Origin of the sequence: Paenilisteria newyorkensis, assembly GCF_000766145.1 — a bacterium.
Classification (GTDB): Bacteria; Bacillota; Bacilli; order Lactobacillales; family Listeriaceae; genus Listeria_A; species Listeria_A newyorkensis.
Genome location: NZ_JNFB01000046.1, coordinates 1 through 17,189, shown reverse-complemented (window position 1 = coordinate 17,189; position 17,189 = coordinate 1). Strand labels below are relative to the sequence as shown.

The 17,189-nt window shown below is 40.6% G+C and carries 13 protein-coding genes and 1 other annotated feature; of the genes, 3 read left to right on the top strand and 10 right to left on the bottom strand.

Annotation, left to right across the window (positions count from 1 at the left end; translation table 11 throughout):
• Window positions 1–91 precede the first annotated feature (91 nt).
• Window positions 92–1,462, top strand: coding sequence for an Nramp family divalent metal transporter (locus EP58_RS15880; RefSeq protein ID WP_036094827.1), 1,371 nt, complete (start codon window positions 92–94; stop codon window positions 1,460–1,462).
• Between the two features lie 474 nt (window positions 1,463–1,936).
• Here the strand turns inward: EP58_RS15880 and pepF are convergent, their stop codons facing one another.
• From pepF to EP58_RS15830, 10 genes are all read right to left on the bottom strand, one after another.
• Window positions 1,937–3,748 carry an oligoendopeptidase F gene (pepF, locus tag EP58_RS15875; protein ID WP_036094826.1) on the bottom strand — a complete coding sequence of 604 codons (1,812 nt, stop codon included), beginning with the start codon at window positions 3,746–3,748 and terminating at the stop codon, window positions 1,937–1,939.
• 66 nt (window positions 3,749–3,814) lie between these two features.
• Window positions 3,815–4,927, bottom strand: a complete 1,113-nt coding sequence (locus tag EP58_RS15870) for a competence protein CoiA family protein (protein WP_052171481.1) — start codon at window positions 4,925–4,927, stop codon at window positions 3,815–3,817.
• Between the two features lie 137 nt (window positions 4,928–5,064).
• Entirely contained in the window at window positions 5,065–5,718 is a 654-nt protein-coding gene (gene mecA / locus EP58_RS15865) for an adaptor protein MecA (RefSeq protein WP_036094822.1), read from the bottom strand.
• Window positions 5,719–6,015: 297 nt separating this feature from the next.
• Window positions 6,016–6,411, bottom strand: a complete 396-nt coding sequence (gene spxA, locus EP58_RS15860; protein ID WP_036059428.1) for a transcriptional regulator SpxA — start codon at window positions 6,409–6,411, stop codon at window positions 6,016–6,018.
• Window positions 6,412–6,728: 317 nt separating this feature from the next.
• Window positions 6,729–7,694 carry an ABC transporter ATP-binding protein gene (locus tag EP58_RS15855; RefSeq protein WP_036094821.1) on the bottom strand — a complete coding sequence of 322 codons (966 nt, stop codon included), beginning with the start codon at window positions 7,692–7,694 and terminating at the stop codon, window positions 6,729–6,731.
• A complete protein-coding gene (locus EP58_RS15850; protein ID WP_036094819.1) occupies window positions 7,687–8,766 on the bottom strand; it encodes an ABC transporter ATP-binding protein in 1,080 nt (359 codons plus the stop codon). The genes EP58_RS15855 and EP58_RS15850 overlap by 8 nt, the downstream gene beginning before the upstream one ends.
• Before the next feature lie 17 nt (window positions 8,767–8,783).
• Window positions 8,784–9,803, bottom strand: a complete 1,020-nt coding sequence (gene opp3C / locus EP58_RS15845) for an oligopeptide ABC transporter permease (protein ID WP_036094818.1) — start codon at window positions 9,801–9,803, stop codon at window positions 8,784–8,786.
• Window positions 9,804–9,805: 2 nt separating this feature from the next.
• Window positions 9,806–10,732: an oligopeptide ABC transporter permease gene (opp3b, locus tag EP58_RS15840; RefSeq protein WP_036094817.1), complete on the bottom strand. Its 927-nt coding sequence runs from the start codon at window positions 10,730–10,732 to the stop codon at window positions 9,806–9,808.
• Between the two features lie 331 nt (window positions 10,733–11,063).
• Window positions 11,064–12,731, bottom strand: a complete 1,668-nt coding sequence (locus EP58_RS15835) for a peptide ABC transporter substrate-binding protein (protein WP_036094816.1) — start codon at window positions 12,729–12,731, stop codon at window positions 11,064–11,066.
• Window positions 12,732–13,350: 619 nt separating this feature from the next.
• Window positions 13,351–15,009 carry a peptide ABC transporter substrate-binding protein gene (locus tag EP58_RS15830; RefSeq protein WP_036094815.1) on the bottom strand — a complete coding sequence of 553 codons (1,659 nt, stop codon included), beginning with the start codon at window positions 15,007–15,009 and terminating at the stop codon, window positions 13,351–13,353.
• Between the two features lie 244 nt (window positions 15,010–15,253).
• Between EP58_RS15830 and EP58_RS15825 the strand changes: the two genes are divergently transcribed.
• A complete protein-coding gene (locus tag EP58_RS15825; protein WP_036094814.1) occupies window positions 15,254–15,604 on the top strand; it encodes a DUF3899 domain-containing protein in 351 nt (116 codons plus the stop codon).
• Window positions 15,605–15,652: 48 nt separating this feature from the next.
• Window positions 15,653–16,033, top strand: a binding site (T-box leader).
• Window positions 16,034–16,085: 52 nt separating this feature from the next.
• The gene (gene trpS / locus EP58_RS15820) at window positions 16,086–17,087 is read left to right on the top strand and encodes a tryptophan--tRNA ligase (protein WP_036094813.1); all 1,002 of its coding nucleotides are present in this window, start codon (window positions 16,086–16,088) and stop codon (window positions 17,085–17,087) included.
• Window positions 17,088–17,189: the final 102 nt, after the last annotated feature.

Here is a 17,189-nt window from a genome sequence, read left to right as displayed (position 1 = left end):
TTCCCAAAATACAGCATAACACTTGCAAAATCCCTCTATCTGCATTAAACTAAATTTGTTGCACGAAGGAAACATTGAGAGGATTTTGACTATGACTGATAAAAAAGAAAAACAAAAAATAATCCAACATACCCCACCCAACGGTTCAAGTTTGGGAGAAATAAATAATAGTGTCAGCATCCCCAAAAACGGCGGATTCTGGCGTAAACTCATCGCCTACTCAGGCCCCGGCGCACTCGTCGCAGTTGGTTACATGGATCCCGGTAACTGGATCACATCCATCCAAGGCGGTTCACAATACGGCTATCTGCTACTAAGCGTCATCCTGATGTCCAGCCTCATCGCCATGTTACTACAAAGCATGTGCGCAAGACTCGGCATCGTCACCGGCCTTGACCTAGCCCAAGCCACCCGTTTAAAAACCGGAAAAAAAGGCGGCTTTGCCCTGTGGATCGTAGCCGAACTCGCCATCATGGCCACGGATATCGCCGAAGTCATCGGTAGCGCCGTAGCCCTAAACCTGCTATTTGGCATACCACTCATACTCGGCGTCATCATCACCGTGCTTGACGTCTTCCTACTTCTCGTACTAGCCAAATTCGGCTTCCGAAAAATCGAAGCCATCGTCGTCACGCTCATCATCACCGTTCTTGTGATTTTTCTATACGAAGTCATCCTATCCGATCCAAACATGTCCGACATGCTCGGCGGCTTCATCCCACAAAAACAAGTCATCACAGACAAAGGCGCACTATTCCTAGCACTCGGTATCATCGGCGCGACCGTTATGCCGCATAACCTATACTTACACTCATCCATTGTCCAAGCCAGAAAATACGACCGCAACGACAAAAAATCACTCAAAGAAGCCATCAAGTTTTCGACCATCGACTCCAACATCCAGCTAACCGCAGCATTCGTCGTCAACTGCCTACTACTCATACTCGGCGCGGCCCTATTCTTCGGTCAAGACACCAGCAACCTAGGCCAATTCACACAACTCTACGACGCCTTACAAAATAACGCCATCGTTGGCGCCATCGCGAGTCCCGTCCTCAGCGTACTCTTCGCTGTCGCCCTACTCGCATCCGGACAAAACGCCACGATCACAGGCACACTAACCGGTCAAATCGTCATGGAAGGCTTCATCCATATGAAACTACCCGTCTGGATTCGCCGACTTATCACACGAGTACTCGCCATCATCCCAGTCATCATCTGCATTGTAATATACGGCGACCAAGAAAACGCAGTCGAGCAACTCCTAATCTACACCCAAGTATTCCTAAGTATCGCCCTACCATTCTCCATGATCCCACTCACCATCTTCACCAGCAGCAAAAAACTAATGGGCGATTTCAAAAACCACCTATGGGTCACGATTCTAGCATGGGTCATAACCGTTGTCCTGAGCATCCTCAACATCCAGCTAATCATCCAAACCCTCTCAGGAATAGGCTAACAAAAAAATCCAGAGTCCTCTCAAAAATAGAGCAACTCTGGATTTTTGCTTCTTTAAAATCGAAAAAAGCCGCGACACAAGGCCACGGCTTTTCTCAGCGCAATCAAAAGGAGAAATTCACACAATCAAATAAAGGGGGTATTTGTATTGTGATTTATTTCACGTCAATAATATACCACATCTAAATCAATAATTCAACATTTCACAAACTTTATTTTTATAATACCTCTTTTCATTTCCATCCAGATAATCCTCATTCGCAAATAAAAATAGACATTAATAAAGAATAACTCGCATATCTACATAAATTCCCCATAAAACCCGCGTTTTCCTCACCCTAAAACCAATTAAATAACAAAATAAGGTTTTCTATGTCATAAATAATAAAATAGGATTCTCATTTAAGAACCCTACTTTATCACTAATAAAAATATAAATTTATTTTCTAAATCTGCTAATTTTCACAAACAAGTACTATTTAACCAACTTCTCCAGCTCATTCAACCGTTGCTCAAATACCTTCAACGCATCCGTCACTGGCTTAGCCGTCGTCATATCCACACCAGCTTTTTTCAACACTTCAATCGGAAAATCAGAACTTCCTGCTTTCAAGAAAGCCCGATATTTCTCAACAGCCTCAGCACCACCATGCAAAATACGATCACTAAGCGCCGATGCTGCACTAAATCCTGTTGCATATTGGAACACATAATAATTCATATAAAAATGCGGAATACGTGACCATTCAAGCCCAATCTCCTCATCATACACAATCTCACTGCCATAATATTTCTCATTCATCGCAAAATAATTCTCCGTCAAGAACTCCGCCGTCAAAGCCTCGCCTTTCTGATCTGCTTGATAAATAAAATGCTCAAATTCAGCAAATTGCGTTTGGCGGAATACCGTTCCTTTAAATCCATCCAAATAATGATTCAATAAATACGCACGCACTTTCGGATCATCATATTTCTTCAACATATAATCCGTCAATAAATTCTCATTCGTTGTCGAAGCCACCTCGGCCAAGAATATCGAATAATCCCCATAAACAAACGGCTGATTTTTGCGCGTATAATAACTATGCACACTATGGCCTAACTCATGCGCCAACGTAAACACATTATCAATCGTATCCTGCCAGTTCATCAAAATATACGGATTCGTACTATATGCGCCAGAAGAATAAGCCCCACTACGTTTCCCTTTGTTTTCCACGACATCAATCCAGCGATTATCAAACGCCTCTTTCAAGATAGCTTGATATTCCTCTCCAAGCGGCGCCAAACCATTCAAAACAATATCCTTCGCTTCCTCATACGTAAACGCTAAATGCACATCCGTTGAAAGCGGCGTATACATATCATACATACGCAATTCATCCAGACTCAACAACTCTTTGCGAAGCCCGACATAACGCTGTAATAGCGGCAAATGATCATTTACAGCCTCTACCAACGAATCATAGACAGCCTCCGGAATATGGTTCCCAAACAATGCTGCATGGCGCGCAGACTCATAACCATGCACCTTCGCATAGAAATTCCCCTTCTTCACTTGCCCCGTTAATGTCGTTGCCAACGTGTTCTTCAAGCCATCATAAGCACTATACATCCCTTTAAACGCGGCTTTACGAACATCCCGATTCTTCCCTTCCATCATCTTGCCATAGCGACCATGCGTAATCTCCACCTGATTGCCGTTCTCATCCTCAATCACTGGAAACTTCATGTCCGCATTATTTAAAATACTATACGTCCGCGAAGCATTCCCTAAAACCTCACCCGCCTGAGCAAGCAAAGCCTCTTCCTTCTCAGAAAGCACATACGGACGATTCAAATTCACTTCTTCCAACAAATGCGAGTACAGCTGCAAATCCTTATTCTCCGCGATAAAACCCTTCAATTTCGCCTCATCTATCGCCAATATCTCTGGTTCAAAATAAGAAATCGCCGCCGAAGCTTCCGTCAACAGGCTTCCCGCGCGACTATTTAATCCCTGATATGTCGTATTTGTCGTGTCCTGATCTTGCTTTAAATGCGCATAAACATACAGATTTCCTAAGCGATCATACAATTCATCGCGATAACGCAACGCTTGCAACAAACTATCACTGCTATCGCCAAGCTTACCTTGAAACGCCTTGCCTTCCTTCACTTTATCCTTCAACTGCGCAAAATCGGCCTCCCACGCAGCATCATCTTTAAAAATCGTCGTTAAATCCCATGTTGCACTTACTGGCACTTCTTCCCGCGTTGGCAATGCAGCTACTTTATTCTCACTCATAAATCCTATACCTCCAATAATTACTTTTTCATTCATTATGAGCTAATCCCATTAAAATTGCAAAAATCAAACATCCAAAAAGCGCGCCTCCTCATTCACCAATTCTGTCATCTGCCGCATCATCGTATAACTATCAGCCGCATTTGTACGCAAAATTCCCTGCTTACAAAGAAATTGCAAATAAGCTAAACAAAGCCCCTCCCGATCCTCGTCCCAAATCAAAGGCATCCGAACAACCTGTTTCTCAAAAATCGGTAGCACACTAGCCATCCCAAATGAATCTCCAACCCCCAGTGTCCGGAAAAATAGGTTCCACAAATAAAACTGCCATTCCATTGCCGGCGTCTTCACTCTAAATTGCATCGGCAACGAAACACCAACTTCCATCGGCAAATGCTGCAAATAATACCCCTGCTCATACACATCCTTCAAAAAACCACTCTGCTTCTTAAACCGCGTATAAAAATAGCACTGTTTCTGCCTCCCAAATGCCAAATCCCGCTTCACATAAAAAGTCGCATACTTAATCCGTTCTAACGCCTTCTTAATCACGCTCACCCCAACACGCCCATCAAACGTCATCGCCCGCGCATAAAAACGATTCGTCGTATCCATCGTAATATGATATAATACCGTCCAACGATTCACTTCCGGCAAATACTGCATCAAATAATACCCCAAATTCGGCGCTTGCTTAATAAAAGCCTGCTGAAAAGCCGTTAAATAATACCTCCCTTTCAGCATCCGTATATCCTGTCCTAGAATCCAGTGCACGCAAAGCCCCGCCATATGATAATCCTCGGTTCTCTGCCGCAACTCCTGCACAGGCACCGTAGAACACTGATATTCGATCACAGTACGCCCATCCACAAGAATATCCGCCTGTCGCTTTATATCGCGTAGATACACTTCTACATCCGCCTGACGATCCTGCAAAATCAGCCACTCCAAAAAATACTTTTTTCCGCTCAAATGCCGCTCCGATTCACCTTCTGAAGCAAATCGACACTTACTGGAAGCCAGATGCGCAAAATGAGGCATATTAATCTCGCCAGCCTTCAAAATCAGCCGTTCCGCGCAACATCCACACGTATATTGATCCCTTCTTGCTTTCAAAAAAGCCACATTTCCCCGTGTTACAACAACATCTCGTCCATTCTGATCTTTTGCGGTAAACATAATTTTCACTGCCTCTCTAGGTCTGTATACTAACTATATTCGCCCAATCTTCCGCAATTCCTCCCTCTTCTTCCAAAAACGCAAAAAGACTCGATTCACGTGTTTTTCACAGCGCAAATCGAGCCCAAAAAGCTTTTTTAGTTAAAATATTTCTTTACTTGTGGCAAGGCAGGGTCATCAAAAATAACTTTGGCATATTCATCAAGGACATACCCCGTTAAATTCGTTTCATCGCCATACTCTAATAAAATACTGACTACATTGTCAATGTTTTTTTCATCAAATTTCGCTTCAGGAAACTCCACATAAAGATAATAGTTATCTTTGTAGTGGTACAGTTTCGTTGATAACTGATCAAGCCCAGTCGCTTTAGACAAGGTAATCAAGTCCTCAAATTCGCGGAACTGCAAAATAAATTCTAACGTATCATCATCCCCGCCCTCCGTAATCTTGGCAGGGGTAAAATGTTCTTCTAGCAGTTTCTCAATACGTTCCTCGGCTAGCTCATCGGCTTGATCCATGTTAATCTCAAAGCCAGATTCACCTTTACCTAGGTTAGCCTTCGTAACTAGCACTTCTAAACCGTGCTTCAAAGCCTGTACCTGAATCCAGAGTGGTCCATCAGGAGAGAACTCGTCTTCATACTTAAGTTCGTCCATCATATCCCAGAAAAGCTCCTCGCTCTTCTCACGGTCATACCAAATTTCTTCATGATTAAAACCGCGTTCTTCCAAATCCATATAAGAGATATAAAACTTTATGGTATTCTCATTAATACGTTCAATTTCCATCGTCACACACTCTCCCTTCCATCTTCAACATTGACAATGAAGGGTAATTCATTTGTTGTTAGTATCATTGTAGCCTAATTCAAAAAAAAGGGCTAATAATTGATTTCGCTAAAAGCCACTATTTGATTGAAGAATACTATCTTAGCCTATATTTACCCAGAATTCAAGAGTAGAAACTCCCAATTCCCTCAAAAAAGCCTATATTTATAAAAAAATTATGATAATAATCCATGAAAACCCTAATCTGCTCCAAAAAAACTACCAATACCTAAAAAAGCATTGGTAGTCCAAATAAGATTAATTAACCAGTTTTTGAGCTTCACGCAATTGATACGTCCGAACGCGACGTGGTAGGAAACGACGAATTTCATCTTCGTTATAGCCTACTTGCAAACGCTTCTCGTCAATAATAATTGGGCGACGTAGCAAACCTGGATTTTTTTGGATTAGTTCAAACAATTCTTGAAGCGGTAAACTATCTAAATCCACATTTAATTTTTGGAATGTCTTAGAACGTGTGGAAATAATCTCATCCGTACCATCCTCTGTCATTCGTAAAATTTCTTTAATTTCGCCTAAACTTAGTGGCTCCGAGAAAATGTTTCTCTCTTTGTACGGGATATCATGTTCCTCTAGCCATGCACGAGCCTTACGACAAGACGTGCAACTTGGTGAAGTGTATAACGTTACCATTAGACATTCACACTCCTTATTGGTTTATTGTTTCATTCAATGTAACGAATTTCCTAACAATATATCTATTGGAAACGATCTCTTTTAAGACCTACTTTCATTATACACCAAAATAGCAAAAAGCAACACACTATTTCAAAAAAAGTTATCCAACTCACACAGATTGAAAGTTGCTCGTTATATGTATGTTACCCTTACTATACCGCTTTAAAACTAGAATCCGATGAAAATATAAGCCTTTACATGAGAATTTGATGAGAATTTTGTTAGAATGCCATTGGAAAAGCCACCCCGAAAACCAGGATGGCTCCAAATTATTATTCGACAGTTGCAGCAGCATCGGCAGTCAACTTGGCATGTTTCTCCTGATAAGTTGCTACTTCTTCAGGGGAACAATACACAAAATGTCCTGGCGCGATTTCACGCATCTGTAAATCTTCATTTCCTGTATAATTATGAATCGCTGGATCGTATGTTTTACGGATACGAGTGCGCTCATAGTTAGGATCAGGTAGTGGAATCGCAGAAAGTAATGATTCCGTATACGCATGTAATGGTGCGCGATATAAGTCGTCAGCTGGTGCCAATTCCACCAATTTACCGAAATACATAACGCCGATACGATCACTAATATATTTAACCATCGACAAATCATGCGCGATAAACAGATATGTCAGGCCTTTTTCTTTTTGCAATTGTTTTAGTAGATTGACGACTTGTGCTTGAATCGAAACGTCCAAGGCAGAAATCGGCTCATCGGCAATGATGAATTCTGGTTGTACAGCAAGCGCACGAGCAATCCCGATACGTTGACGTTGACCACCAGAGAATTCATGTGGATAACGACCAGCGTGTTCCTTGCTCAAACCAACCGTCTCCAGCAATTCATAGACTTGATTCGTAAGCTCAGATGGTGTTTTTGCCAAGCCGTGAATACGAATACCCTCTGCAATAATATCCTTGACTTTCATACGCGGATTTAACGATGCATATGGATCTTGGAAAATCATTTGCATTTTGCGGCGGAACTCATGCATTTCTGTCCGTGATTTACGACCATGTACATTGACACCATCGTAAAGCACTTCGCCATCGGTTGCGTCATATAGACGGATAATCGTACGCCCAGTTGTCGATTTACCACAACCAGACTCGCCTACAAGACCAAGCGTTTCCCCTTTATAGATGTCAAAAGAAATACCATCTACAGCGCGGACTTCGCTTGCTTTACCTTTATTAAAATATTGCTTTAAATTCTTAATTTCGAGTAGTTTTTCAGCCATCTACTTCAACCCCCTTCGCGTGAACAGCTTGCATACCGGGATGATCCGTTGCAAATTGCTCTTGACGACGTAATACGGCATCAGGAGGCGTAACCTCTGGTGCATCAGGATGCAATAACCAAGTGGCTGCATAATGCGTGTCAGAGACTTTATACATCGGTGGTTCTTGTTCTAAATCGATTTGCATCGCGTATCTATTACGAGCCGCAAAAGCGTCCCCTTTTGGAGGATCAAGCAAATCAGGAGGCGTACCAGGAATAACAAACAGTTCTTCCTCTTCCGTATCCAACGTTGGCATCGAACTAATAAGTCCCCACGTGTACGGATGTTGCGGATTGTAGAAAATCTCATCCACAGTTCCGATTTCAACAATTTTACCGCCATACATAACGGCTACACGATCCGCCACATTCGCTACAACACCAAGGTCATGTGTAATGAAGATAATCGACGTATCAATCTTCTTCTGCAAATCTTTCATCAAGTCCAAAATTTGCGCTTGAATCGTAACATCGAGGGCCGTTGTTGGCTCATCGGCAATCAGGATTTGCGGATTACAAGCAAGCGAAATCGCGATAACAACACGTTGACGCATACCACCCGAAAACTGATGCGGATATTGTTTTAAACGTTCTTCTGCATTTGGAATACCAACCAATTGAAGCAACCGAAGCGCTGTTTTCAAGGCCTCTTTTTTACCGATTTTTTGGTGTTTGATGATCGGTTCTGCAATTTGTTTGCCGATGGTCATTGTTGGATTTAATGAGGTCATCGGATCTTGGAAAATCATCGAAATTTCTTTACCACGAATTTTTTGCATTTGTTTTTCAGATGCTTTCGCGATATCTATACCGTTAAATAGGATTTCTCCTGATTTAATTTTGGAGTTGCTTTCAGGCAATAGGCGCATGATGGACTTTGTCGTTACGGATTTACCCGAACCAGACTCACCAACGATGGCTAACGTCTCGCCTTTAATAAGATCAAAGCTCACGCCACGAATTGCTTTTACTTCACCAGCATACGTATGAAACGAGATATGCAGGTCTTTTACTTCTAATAGTTTTTCCATTTTTCCTCACCTCACCTTTAATCACGCATTTTCGGATCAAACGCATCACGTAAGCCGTCAGCAATTAAGTTAAATGCAATCATGATAATACATAGTACGAGCGTTGGATAAAGAACCATATATGGCAATACTTGTAGCGTCTTGTACCCTTCACTGATAAGCGTTCCAAGCGATGCCTGTGGTGCAGGAATACCTAATCCGATAAATCCTAAGAAGGCCTCGAAGAAAATCGCACTTGGAATACTAAACATAACGTTGATGATAATAACACCCGATACGTTGGGCAGCAAATGCTTGAATAAAATACTCGGCGTCGAACCACCAAGCGTTTTAGAAGCTAAGACAAACTCTTGATCTTTCAATTTCAAAACTTGTCCACGTACAACCCGAGCCATCGTTATCCAACTAGTCATCGCGATTGCAATGATAATGGACATGATACCGGGATCGAGGACGAGCAACATGAGGATAACTACAACTAAGTTTGGAATCGCCGAAGCAACTTCCAAAATACGTTGCATGAAGTTATCAACACGACCACCAGAATAACCAGAGATCATACCGTACGTTACTCCGACAAGTAAGTCAAAGAATGCCGCTACAAAACCGATAAATAGTGATATTTGCGTACCTTTCCACACACGTGTAAATTGGTCACGGCCAAGTGTATCCGTCCCAAACCAATAGTACGTTCCTTCAGGTACATTTTTTTGTTTATAAACATCTACTTCTTCCCCACCGATGTTTTGCTTACCATTCCAAAATGGCATATTATCAAAACCTTGAACTTTAGGTGGTAGTGAGGCATTAGACGTTGTTTGTTCTGAGTACGTGTATCCAGAAATAAGCGGTCCAACAAAAGCCATGATGACAACAAGCGCCAACACGATAATACTCACTAATGCGGCTTTATTCTTTCTGATACGAATCCAAGAATCTTGCATAAATGTCAGACTTGGACGGAGAATTTTCTCATGTTCTGATTCTTGTATATGCGCGGGTTGGAATAATTCTTTTGAAATTTTTGGTTCTGTCATAATTATTTACCTCCCGACACACGGATACGAGGGTCAATCAATCCGTAAAGAATATCTACCACTAGAATAACGAAAACAAGCATACCTGCGAAAAGTAGCGTAGTTCCCATGATTACAGGATAGTCATTGGTTTGTATAGATGAAACAAACTGGCTTCCGATACCTGGAATACCAAAGATATTTTCAATAACAAGTGAACCAGTCATCAAGGCCACAGTTAATGGACCGATAACAGTAATAAGTGGAATCAGTGCATTACGAATCGCATGTTTCCAAGCAACTTCCACACGGTTATTCCCTTTCGCTTTTGCAAGCAACACATAATCCGAACCAAATACATCGATAAGCTCTGTCCTCATAAAACGAGCCGCTGTGGCGAGTGGGAACATGGCGAGCGCGAGTGCTGGCAGTATGGTGTATTCAAAGGTTCCCCATCCAGCCACTGGTAACCATTGTAGTTTGGCACCAATCCAATATTGTAGCATGGCGGCGAATACGAAAGATGGTATCGATTTCCCTAGTATCGCAATAAACGTACTGGTGTAATCCGGCCACTTATTCTGGAACATGGCCGCTATAACCCCTAGTATAATACCGAATAGTAGCCCGAAAACAATGGCTTCCACGGCGATTGTAATCGATGGGCCAATCAGATTTCCTAGTATTTCAGATACAGGTCGATTATCCAATTGGAAGGATACCCCTAGATTCCCCTGTAATAAGTCTCCCATGTAGCGAAGATATTGCACTGGTACTGGATCATTTAGTCCATACTGGTCGTTCATAATCTGAATTTGTTCTGGCGTCATTTTAGCTTCGTTTCTATACGGTGAACCTGGTAGATATTGCATTAAAATGAATGTCACCGTTGCAATAATAAACATTGTAATAACCATATATAAGAGCCGTTTCAATCCATATTTAATCATCTCTACACCCCCCGAAAAATTTATTTTGTAGAATATTTTCTTATTTTATCATAAGCCTGCAACCATAGCGAGCTTTGTTTTCTCAATTCATTGTTTTTTTAATTTCTCGAATCCACTTTGGTTATAAAAGAACACTCTTTGAAAACCAAAATACATCAAGTTATCTAAAAATTCATTGTGATTATTCTAAACGCAAACATAATAAACTGAAATTTCAGCGTGGTTATCACTTGGATATGTACGCATCCTAATTCATCATTAAAAGAGAGAGTATATAGAATATACTCTCTCAGGTTACAGTCAAGCATTTCTTAAATCGATATGCGTTTACTTATTTTCCGTCAATATACGTTGTTTTGAACGTATAGTCTGGACCAAACGCATTTTTTTGTAGATCTTTCACGTATGGTTGTTGCAAGAATGCTTTCGCACGTTGGTAAAGTGGTTGAATAGCATAATCTTCTTCAATTAGAATTGGTTCAGCTTTAAGCATTTCATCCCAACGAGCTTGTGTATCACCAGCAAGTGGTCCTGCTGCTTGGTCGATAATTTTATCGTAAGCGGCATTTGAATAGCTCATTCTGTTTTGTGTGTTACCAGTTCTGAACAAGTTCAAGAATGTTGATGGATCTTGATAATCAGGACCCCAAGCGCTTAGAGAGAAGTCATAATCTTGTTTTTGGTCATTCGCTAAACGGATTTTGAATGGTACGTTTTTAAGTGTTACTTTAAGACCTGATAGGTTTTTCTCCCATTGGTTTTGTAAGAATTCACTTGATTTCTTCGCATTTTCAGTATCATCACTTGTAAACTCAAGGTTTAGAGAAGTAACGCCTAGCTCTTTCAAGCCTTGTGTCCATGCTTTTTTCGCTTCGTCTAAGTTATAAACGCCAACATCGCCAACTTCATCACGATAGTCTTTGTTATCTTTAGGATCGAATGTGAATTTCTTAGGAACTAAACCGTTTGCTGGGATAGAACCATTTTGTAGTACTGTATCCACGTAGCTTTGTTTATCAACAGATAATGCCAATGCTTTACGGATGTTTTTATTCGCTAATGGTGTTTTCTTACCATTACGTTCTTGGTTAAATTTAATGTAGAATACAGAAGATTCTTCTTCTACAGCATAGTCGTCTTTATTTTTGTTTTGTACAGCGTATTCAGCCGATAGTAACGCCTTGTCTAGTTTGTTCGTGTTGTATAAGTTAACGCTAGTTCCAGGATCTTGTACTACTTGTACGTTGATTTTATCAAGTTTTACTTTGTCTTTGTCCCAATATTTATCGTTTGGTACGAAAGACCAAGTTTTTCCTGTTCCATTCCAATCTGTTAATTTGAATGGTCCATTGTAAAGGATGCTATCGCTATCTAAAGCGTATTTGTCACCTTTACTTTCAACAAACTTTTGGTTAAGCGGGAAGAATGTTGGGAATGCTAGTAATGAATCGAAGTAAGCTGCTGGTTGAACCAGTGTTACTTCTAGTGTATTATCGTCGACTGCTTTAATGCCTAATTCAGAAGGTTTTTTCTCACCTTTAATGATCTCAGAAGCATTTTGAACTAATCCATCAAATAAGTAGGAATAAGTTGCTGCTGTTTTTGGATCAACGGCACGTTGCCATGAATACACATAATCTTGTGCTGTCACTGGGTCACCGTTAGACCATGTTGCATCATCACGTAGTTTGAATGTATAAACTTTTTTGTCGTCGCTTACTGTTGCTTTCTCAGTAGCGCCTGCAGGTTGTGCTACACCATCTTTATCAAGTGCGTACAGACCTTCGTTTGTTTGGTTAATTACGTTTAATCCAACTGCATCATCTGCTTTTGTACTATCCGCTGATGGGATAAGAGCTGACTCCATCAAGTTTAATTCTTGCTTGGAATCCTTTGAGCCTCCACTAGATTTGGAATCGCTTCCGCCTCCACATGCTGCCAGTACTAAGCTTAGTACTAATGTTAATCCTAAAACTAAAAACAATTTAGATTTTTTCATTAGTAAACCTCCCTTTTTTATTTTTCAGAAAAATCATTTCGATTACTATTATACTCTAAAAATTTAAGCTTTGTAAATTATTTTTTCGAAATACACGAAAACAAGGATGAAAGTTATAAGTTATTGCAAAATTTCCGCAAGATAACCCAATTAGCCTATTGCAACGCTTTTCTTGCATGTACTTGAGCGAATGAGATTATTTAGCTAAACTATCTTACAATTTACTCTTCCCTTTTATTAAGTTTTCTGAATAAATAAATCGATTAAAATAATATCCCCCAAAGCTTCACTGTTTCAAACACACTATGTACTCGAAAACAATTTTAATTTTGAAAGTATAAATCACTCGAAAAGCAATCCACTAATATTTAGTAGGATTATATTTATTTATATACTTTTTTTCGTCATCTGTCTACATAAATACACTAAAAAATAAATAAACTTTTAAAAAAACTTTACAAACCCTTAATATATGCCGTTTCTAGCAATTTCTCTAATGACAGAAAATTTCACTAGCTTTGTTAGATATTCGGGCTATTTAGGATTTCATTTCCAGTTTTAATATAGAAGAAAGGCACCCCAAAATTGAATTCGGAGCGCGCTTTCTGTCTGCTTTACTTTATTTAATATCGATCCATTGATACGAATATGGTGCACCGAATAAATGCGTCACGAATCCTGTCATCTTCGGATTTTGCAATGCTGCTACACCGTTTTGGTAAAGTGGTGCGATTGCTGTGTCTTGTTCGATAAGGATTTTTTCGGCTTGAAGTAGTACATTCCAGCGTTCTTCTGGTTTTGTTGCTAGTGTTGTTGCTGCTTCTTTTAACAGTTTGTCATACTCTGGGTTGGAGTAGCTAGAACGGTTGTAGCTGCTTGTTGTTTCGAATACGCCTAGGAATGTGGATGGATCTTGGTAGTCTGGGCCCCAACGTGCTAGTTGTAATTCATATTGTTGTGTCTCATCCAATTTCAAACGTGATTTGTATGGGACTGTTTTAATGTTGATTTTTAGTCCGTCTAGATTTGTTTCTAATTCATTTTGGATGTACTCAGCCATTTTCTTGCTGAACTCTTGGTCATCGCCTAGGAATTCAATCGTGATGTTATCTTGACCAAGTTCTTGTTTTGCTTTTTTCCAGTATTCTTGTGCTTTGGCTTTGTCGTATGTTACTAAATCGCCATTTTCTTTACGGAAGTCTTCTTTCGTTACTGGATTGAATGTGAATTTCGATGGTACTAGTCCGTCGATTGGTTCGGAACCATTGGCAAGGACTGTGTCTACCATTGTTTCTTTATTAATAACAGTGGCAATCGCTTTACGAACATTTTCATTCGCAAAAATAGTCGCTTTGCCATCTAGTTTTTGATTAAATTTCAAGAAATATACAAATGCATCTAAACTTGATGTGAAGTCTGCATCGTTTTGTTTTTGTTTCGCGTAGTCACCAGAAAGTGTTGCGCGGTCTAGTTTGCCTGTTGTGTAAAGGTTAACAGCGCTTCCTGGATCTTTGATAACTTGTAGATTGATTTTGTCTAGCTTGATGTCGCCTTTGTTCCAATATTTGCTGTTTTTCTCGTAAGACCATGATTTGCTTGTGTTTGTCCAGCCTTTCATCGTGAATGGGCCGTTGTAAATCATGTGGTCGCTATCTTTTGCATAGTCAGCGCCTTGTTTCTCAACATATTCCTCGTTTTGCGGATAGAATGTTGGGAATGTTAGGAGCGAATGGAAATATGGAACGGGTTGCTCTAGCGTTACTTCAAGCGTTGTGTCGTCAATTGCTTTCACGCCTAGTTCTTCGGGCTTCATTTCGCCGGCTGTTATTTTAGCAGCATTTTTTACTACGCCACTGAAAATGACAGCGTACTCTGCAGCCGTTTTTGGATCTACTATTTTTCTCCATGAATATACGAAATCATTGGCTGTCACGGGCGTGCCGTCTGACCATTTAGCATCGTCGCGCAGTTTGATTGTGTATACAGTTTGGTCATCATTGATTTGTGGATCTTCTTTTGCAACGCCGGGCTGTACTTGATCGTCTTTATCCAGGTAGTACAAACCTTCGAAAACAGTGTTTTGAGCCGTAAAACTTACACCGTCTGTTCCTTTTTTAGAGTCCATCGATGGAATTTCAGCGGATTCCATTAGATTAACCGTCTTCTTGCCTGACGTGCTGACATCGTCTTTTGTGCTATCGCCGCCTCCACATGCCACAAGTACTGCGGACATAATTGTTAGCATCAATAGTAATACCCAACTTTTTTTCAACTTCATAACTTAATCCTCTCCCTCTTTAGAGTGTAGAATCACTATATACTATTTTTTCAGAAAAATAAAGTAGTTTTTATAAATTTGATTACTTTTATTTTTGTACATAAATGCAAATACCTTGCGCGCGTTGGTCTTTTGACGTGTTAAAGTAATATAATTTTTATTCTAAATATCACTGGACTGGATGGTCATTTGACAGTTTTTATGATAGAGTTAGAGTAGAATTTTTGATGGGAAGGTGACATATTTGCTCAAGCGTGTAATCATTTTTGCAGTTATTCAGGAGATTTTGATATTCTTTCTGATGCTTTCTTTTTACTGGAATATCTCGCTACTTTACTATATAAATGTTTCCTTTATCGTGGCAGCAATTGTATTTGTAGTAGGTCTAATACTTTATGTGATGCAGTCTGGTTTCTTTGATTTAATACATACCGGCATGCGCAAAATTACGAGGAGAATGCGTCGGGAAGAGGAAAGTGAATTCGCGGATGTGCCGTTGTCTGAATTGATGAATGTCGGCTATGTGAGTCTCTTGCTCAGTTCGCTGGCAGTGCTTGCAACGAGCTTTATTGCACTCGCGATTTACTACAGTTAAGACATTGACGCGGTGTTTATTCCTTGGTATTATGGAGTTATATAATTGAAATGTGTTAGCAAAGAAAATAGTATGGCTGGGTAACGTTTTTTAGAGAGTCTGTGGTTGGTGGAAACAGATAGCGACCTTGCTTGAATGGGTTCTTTGGCATCATTTGTGAATATGGAAGTAGCAAATGACGGGTTAGACCGTTAACTCTGGTTAAAAAATCATATATTCTTGTTGGAAGCTATAGATTGCGCTTTACACAAATCGAGCGAAAGCGTTTGTATTCTGGGAGTTTGGTGGAACCCGGAAGCGGAGTGTACGACTGTACATGAGAACCGGAAGTCCGCCAAACTCCCAGAATGCGAGCGCTTGTCGCCGATTTATTCGGATTGTAGAGCTAGCTTATTAGGGTGGTACCGCGGATATACGTTCGTCCCTATTTTTTACGATTGGGATGGGCGTTTTTTTGTTGATTATGGAGGAGGAAATTAGGATGAAAAAGACCATTTTTTCAGGGATTCAACCGAGTGGGGATTTAACTTTAGGGAACTATATCGGGGCTTTGAAGCAGTTTGGACAGTTTCAGGAGGATTATAACTGTTTTTATTGTATCGTGGATGAGCATGCGATTACGGTTCCGCAAGACCGCTTGAAGTTACGCCAAAGCATTCGTAATCTTGCTGCGCTTTATTTGGCGGTTGGGCTTGATCCAGAGAAGTCAACGTTATTTATTCAATCGGAGGTTCCGGCACATGCGCAGGCGGCTTGGATTTTGCAATGTAATGTGTATATTGGTGAATTGGAGCGGATGACGCAGTTTAAGGATAAATCGACTGGTAAAGCTGGTGTGAGCGCTGGGCTGTTGACTTATCCGCCTTTGATGGCTGCGGATATTTTGCTGTATCAAACGGATTTGGTGCCGGTTGGCGATGATCAGAAGCAACATATTGAGTTGACGCGCGATTTGGCGGAGCGTTTTAATAAGAAAAATGAGGATGCGGATGTATTCGTTGTTCCGGATATTTATGTACCTGAGCAAGGCGCGCGCGTGATGGCGCTGCAAGATCCGACGCGCAAAATGAGTAAATCGGATGATAATAAAAAGAATGCGATTTTCTTGTTGGACCCGCCGAATGTGATTACGAAAAAAATTAAGAGTGCCGTGACGGATTCTTCTGGTATTGTTCAGTTTGATAAAGAGAACAAGCCTGGCATTTCGAACTTATTGGCGATTTATTCTGCGATGACTGGCGAATCAGTGAAGGCGCTTGAGGCCAAATATGAGGGCAAAGGTTATGGTGATTTCAAATCGGATCTTGCCGAGGTTGTTGTGAATGAATTAGCTCCGATTCAAGAGCGTTACGAGCATTTCTTGAAGTCTCCTGAGCTCGATGACATTTTAGATCACGGTGCTGAAAAAGCGGCTCGTGTGGCTAATAAAACGTTAAAGAAAATGGAAAATGCGATTGGACTTGGTCGTAAAAGAAGAAAATAAGTAAAAAAATCCTGTCATGCCTTTTTGATGTGCACCCCAAAAGTTAGACCAAAAATCTAACGTTTGGGGTGTTTTGCTGTGGCAAAATATGATGTATCATTT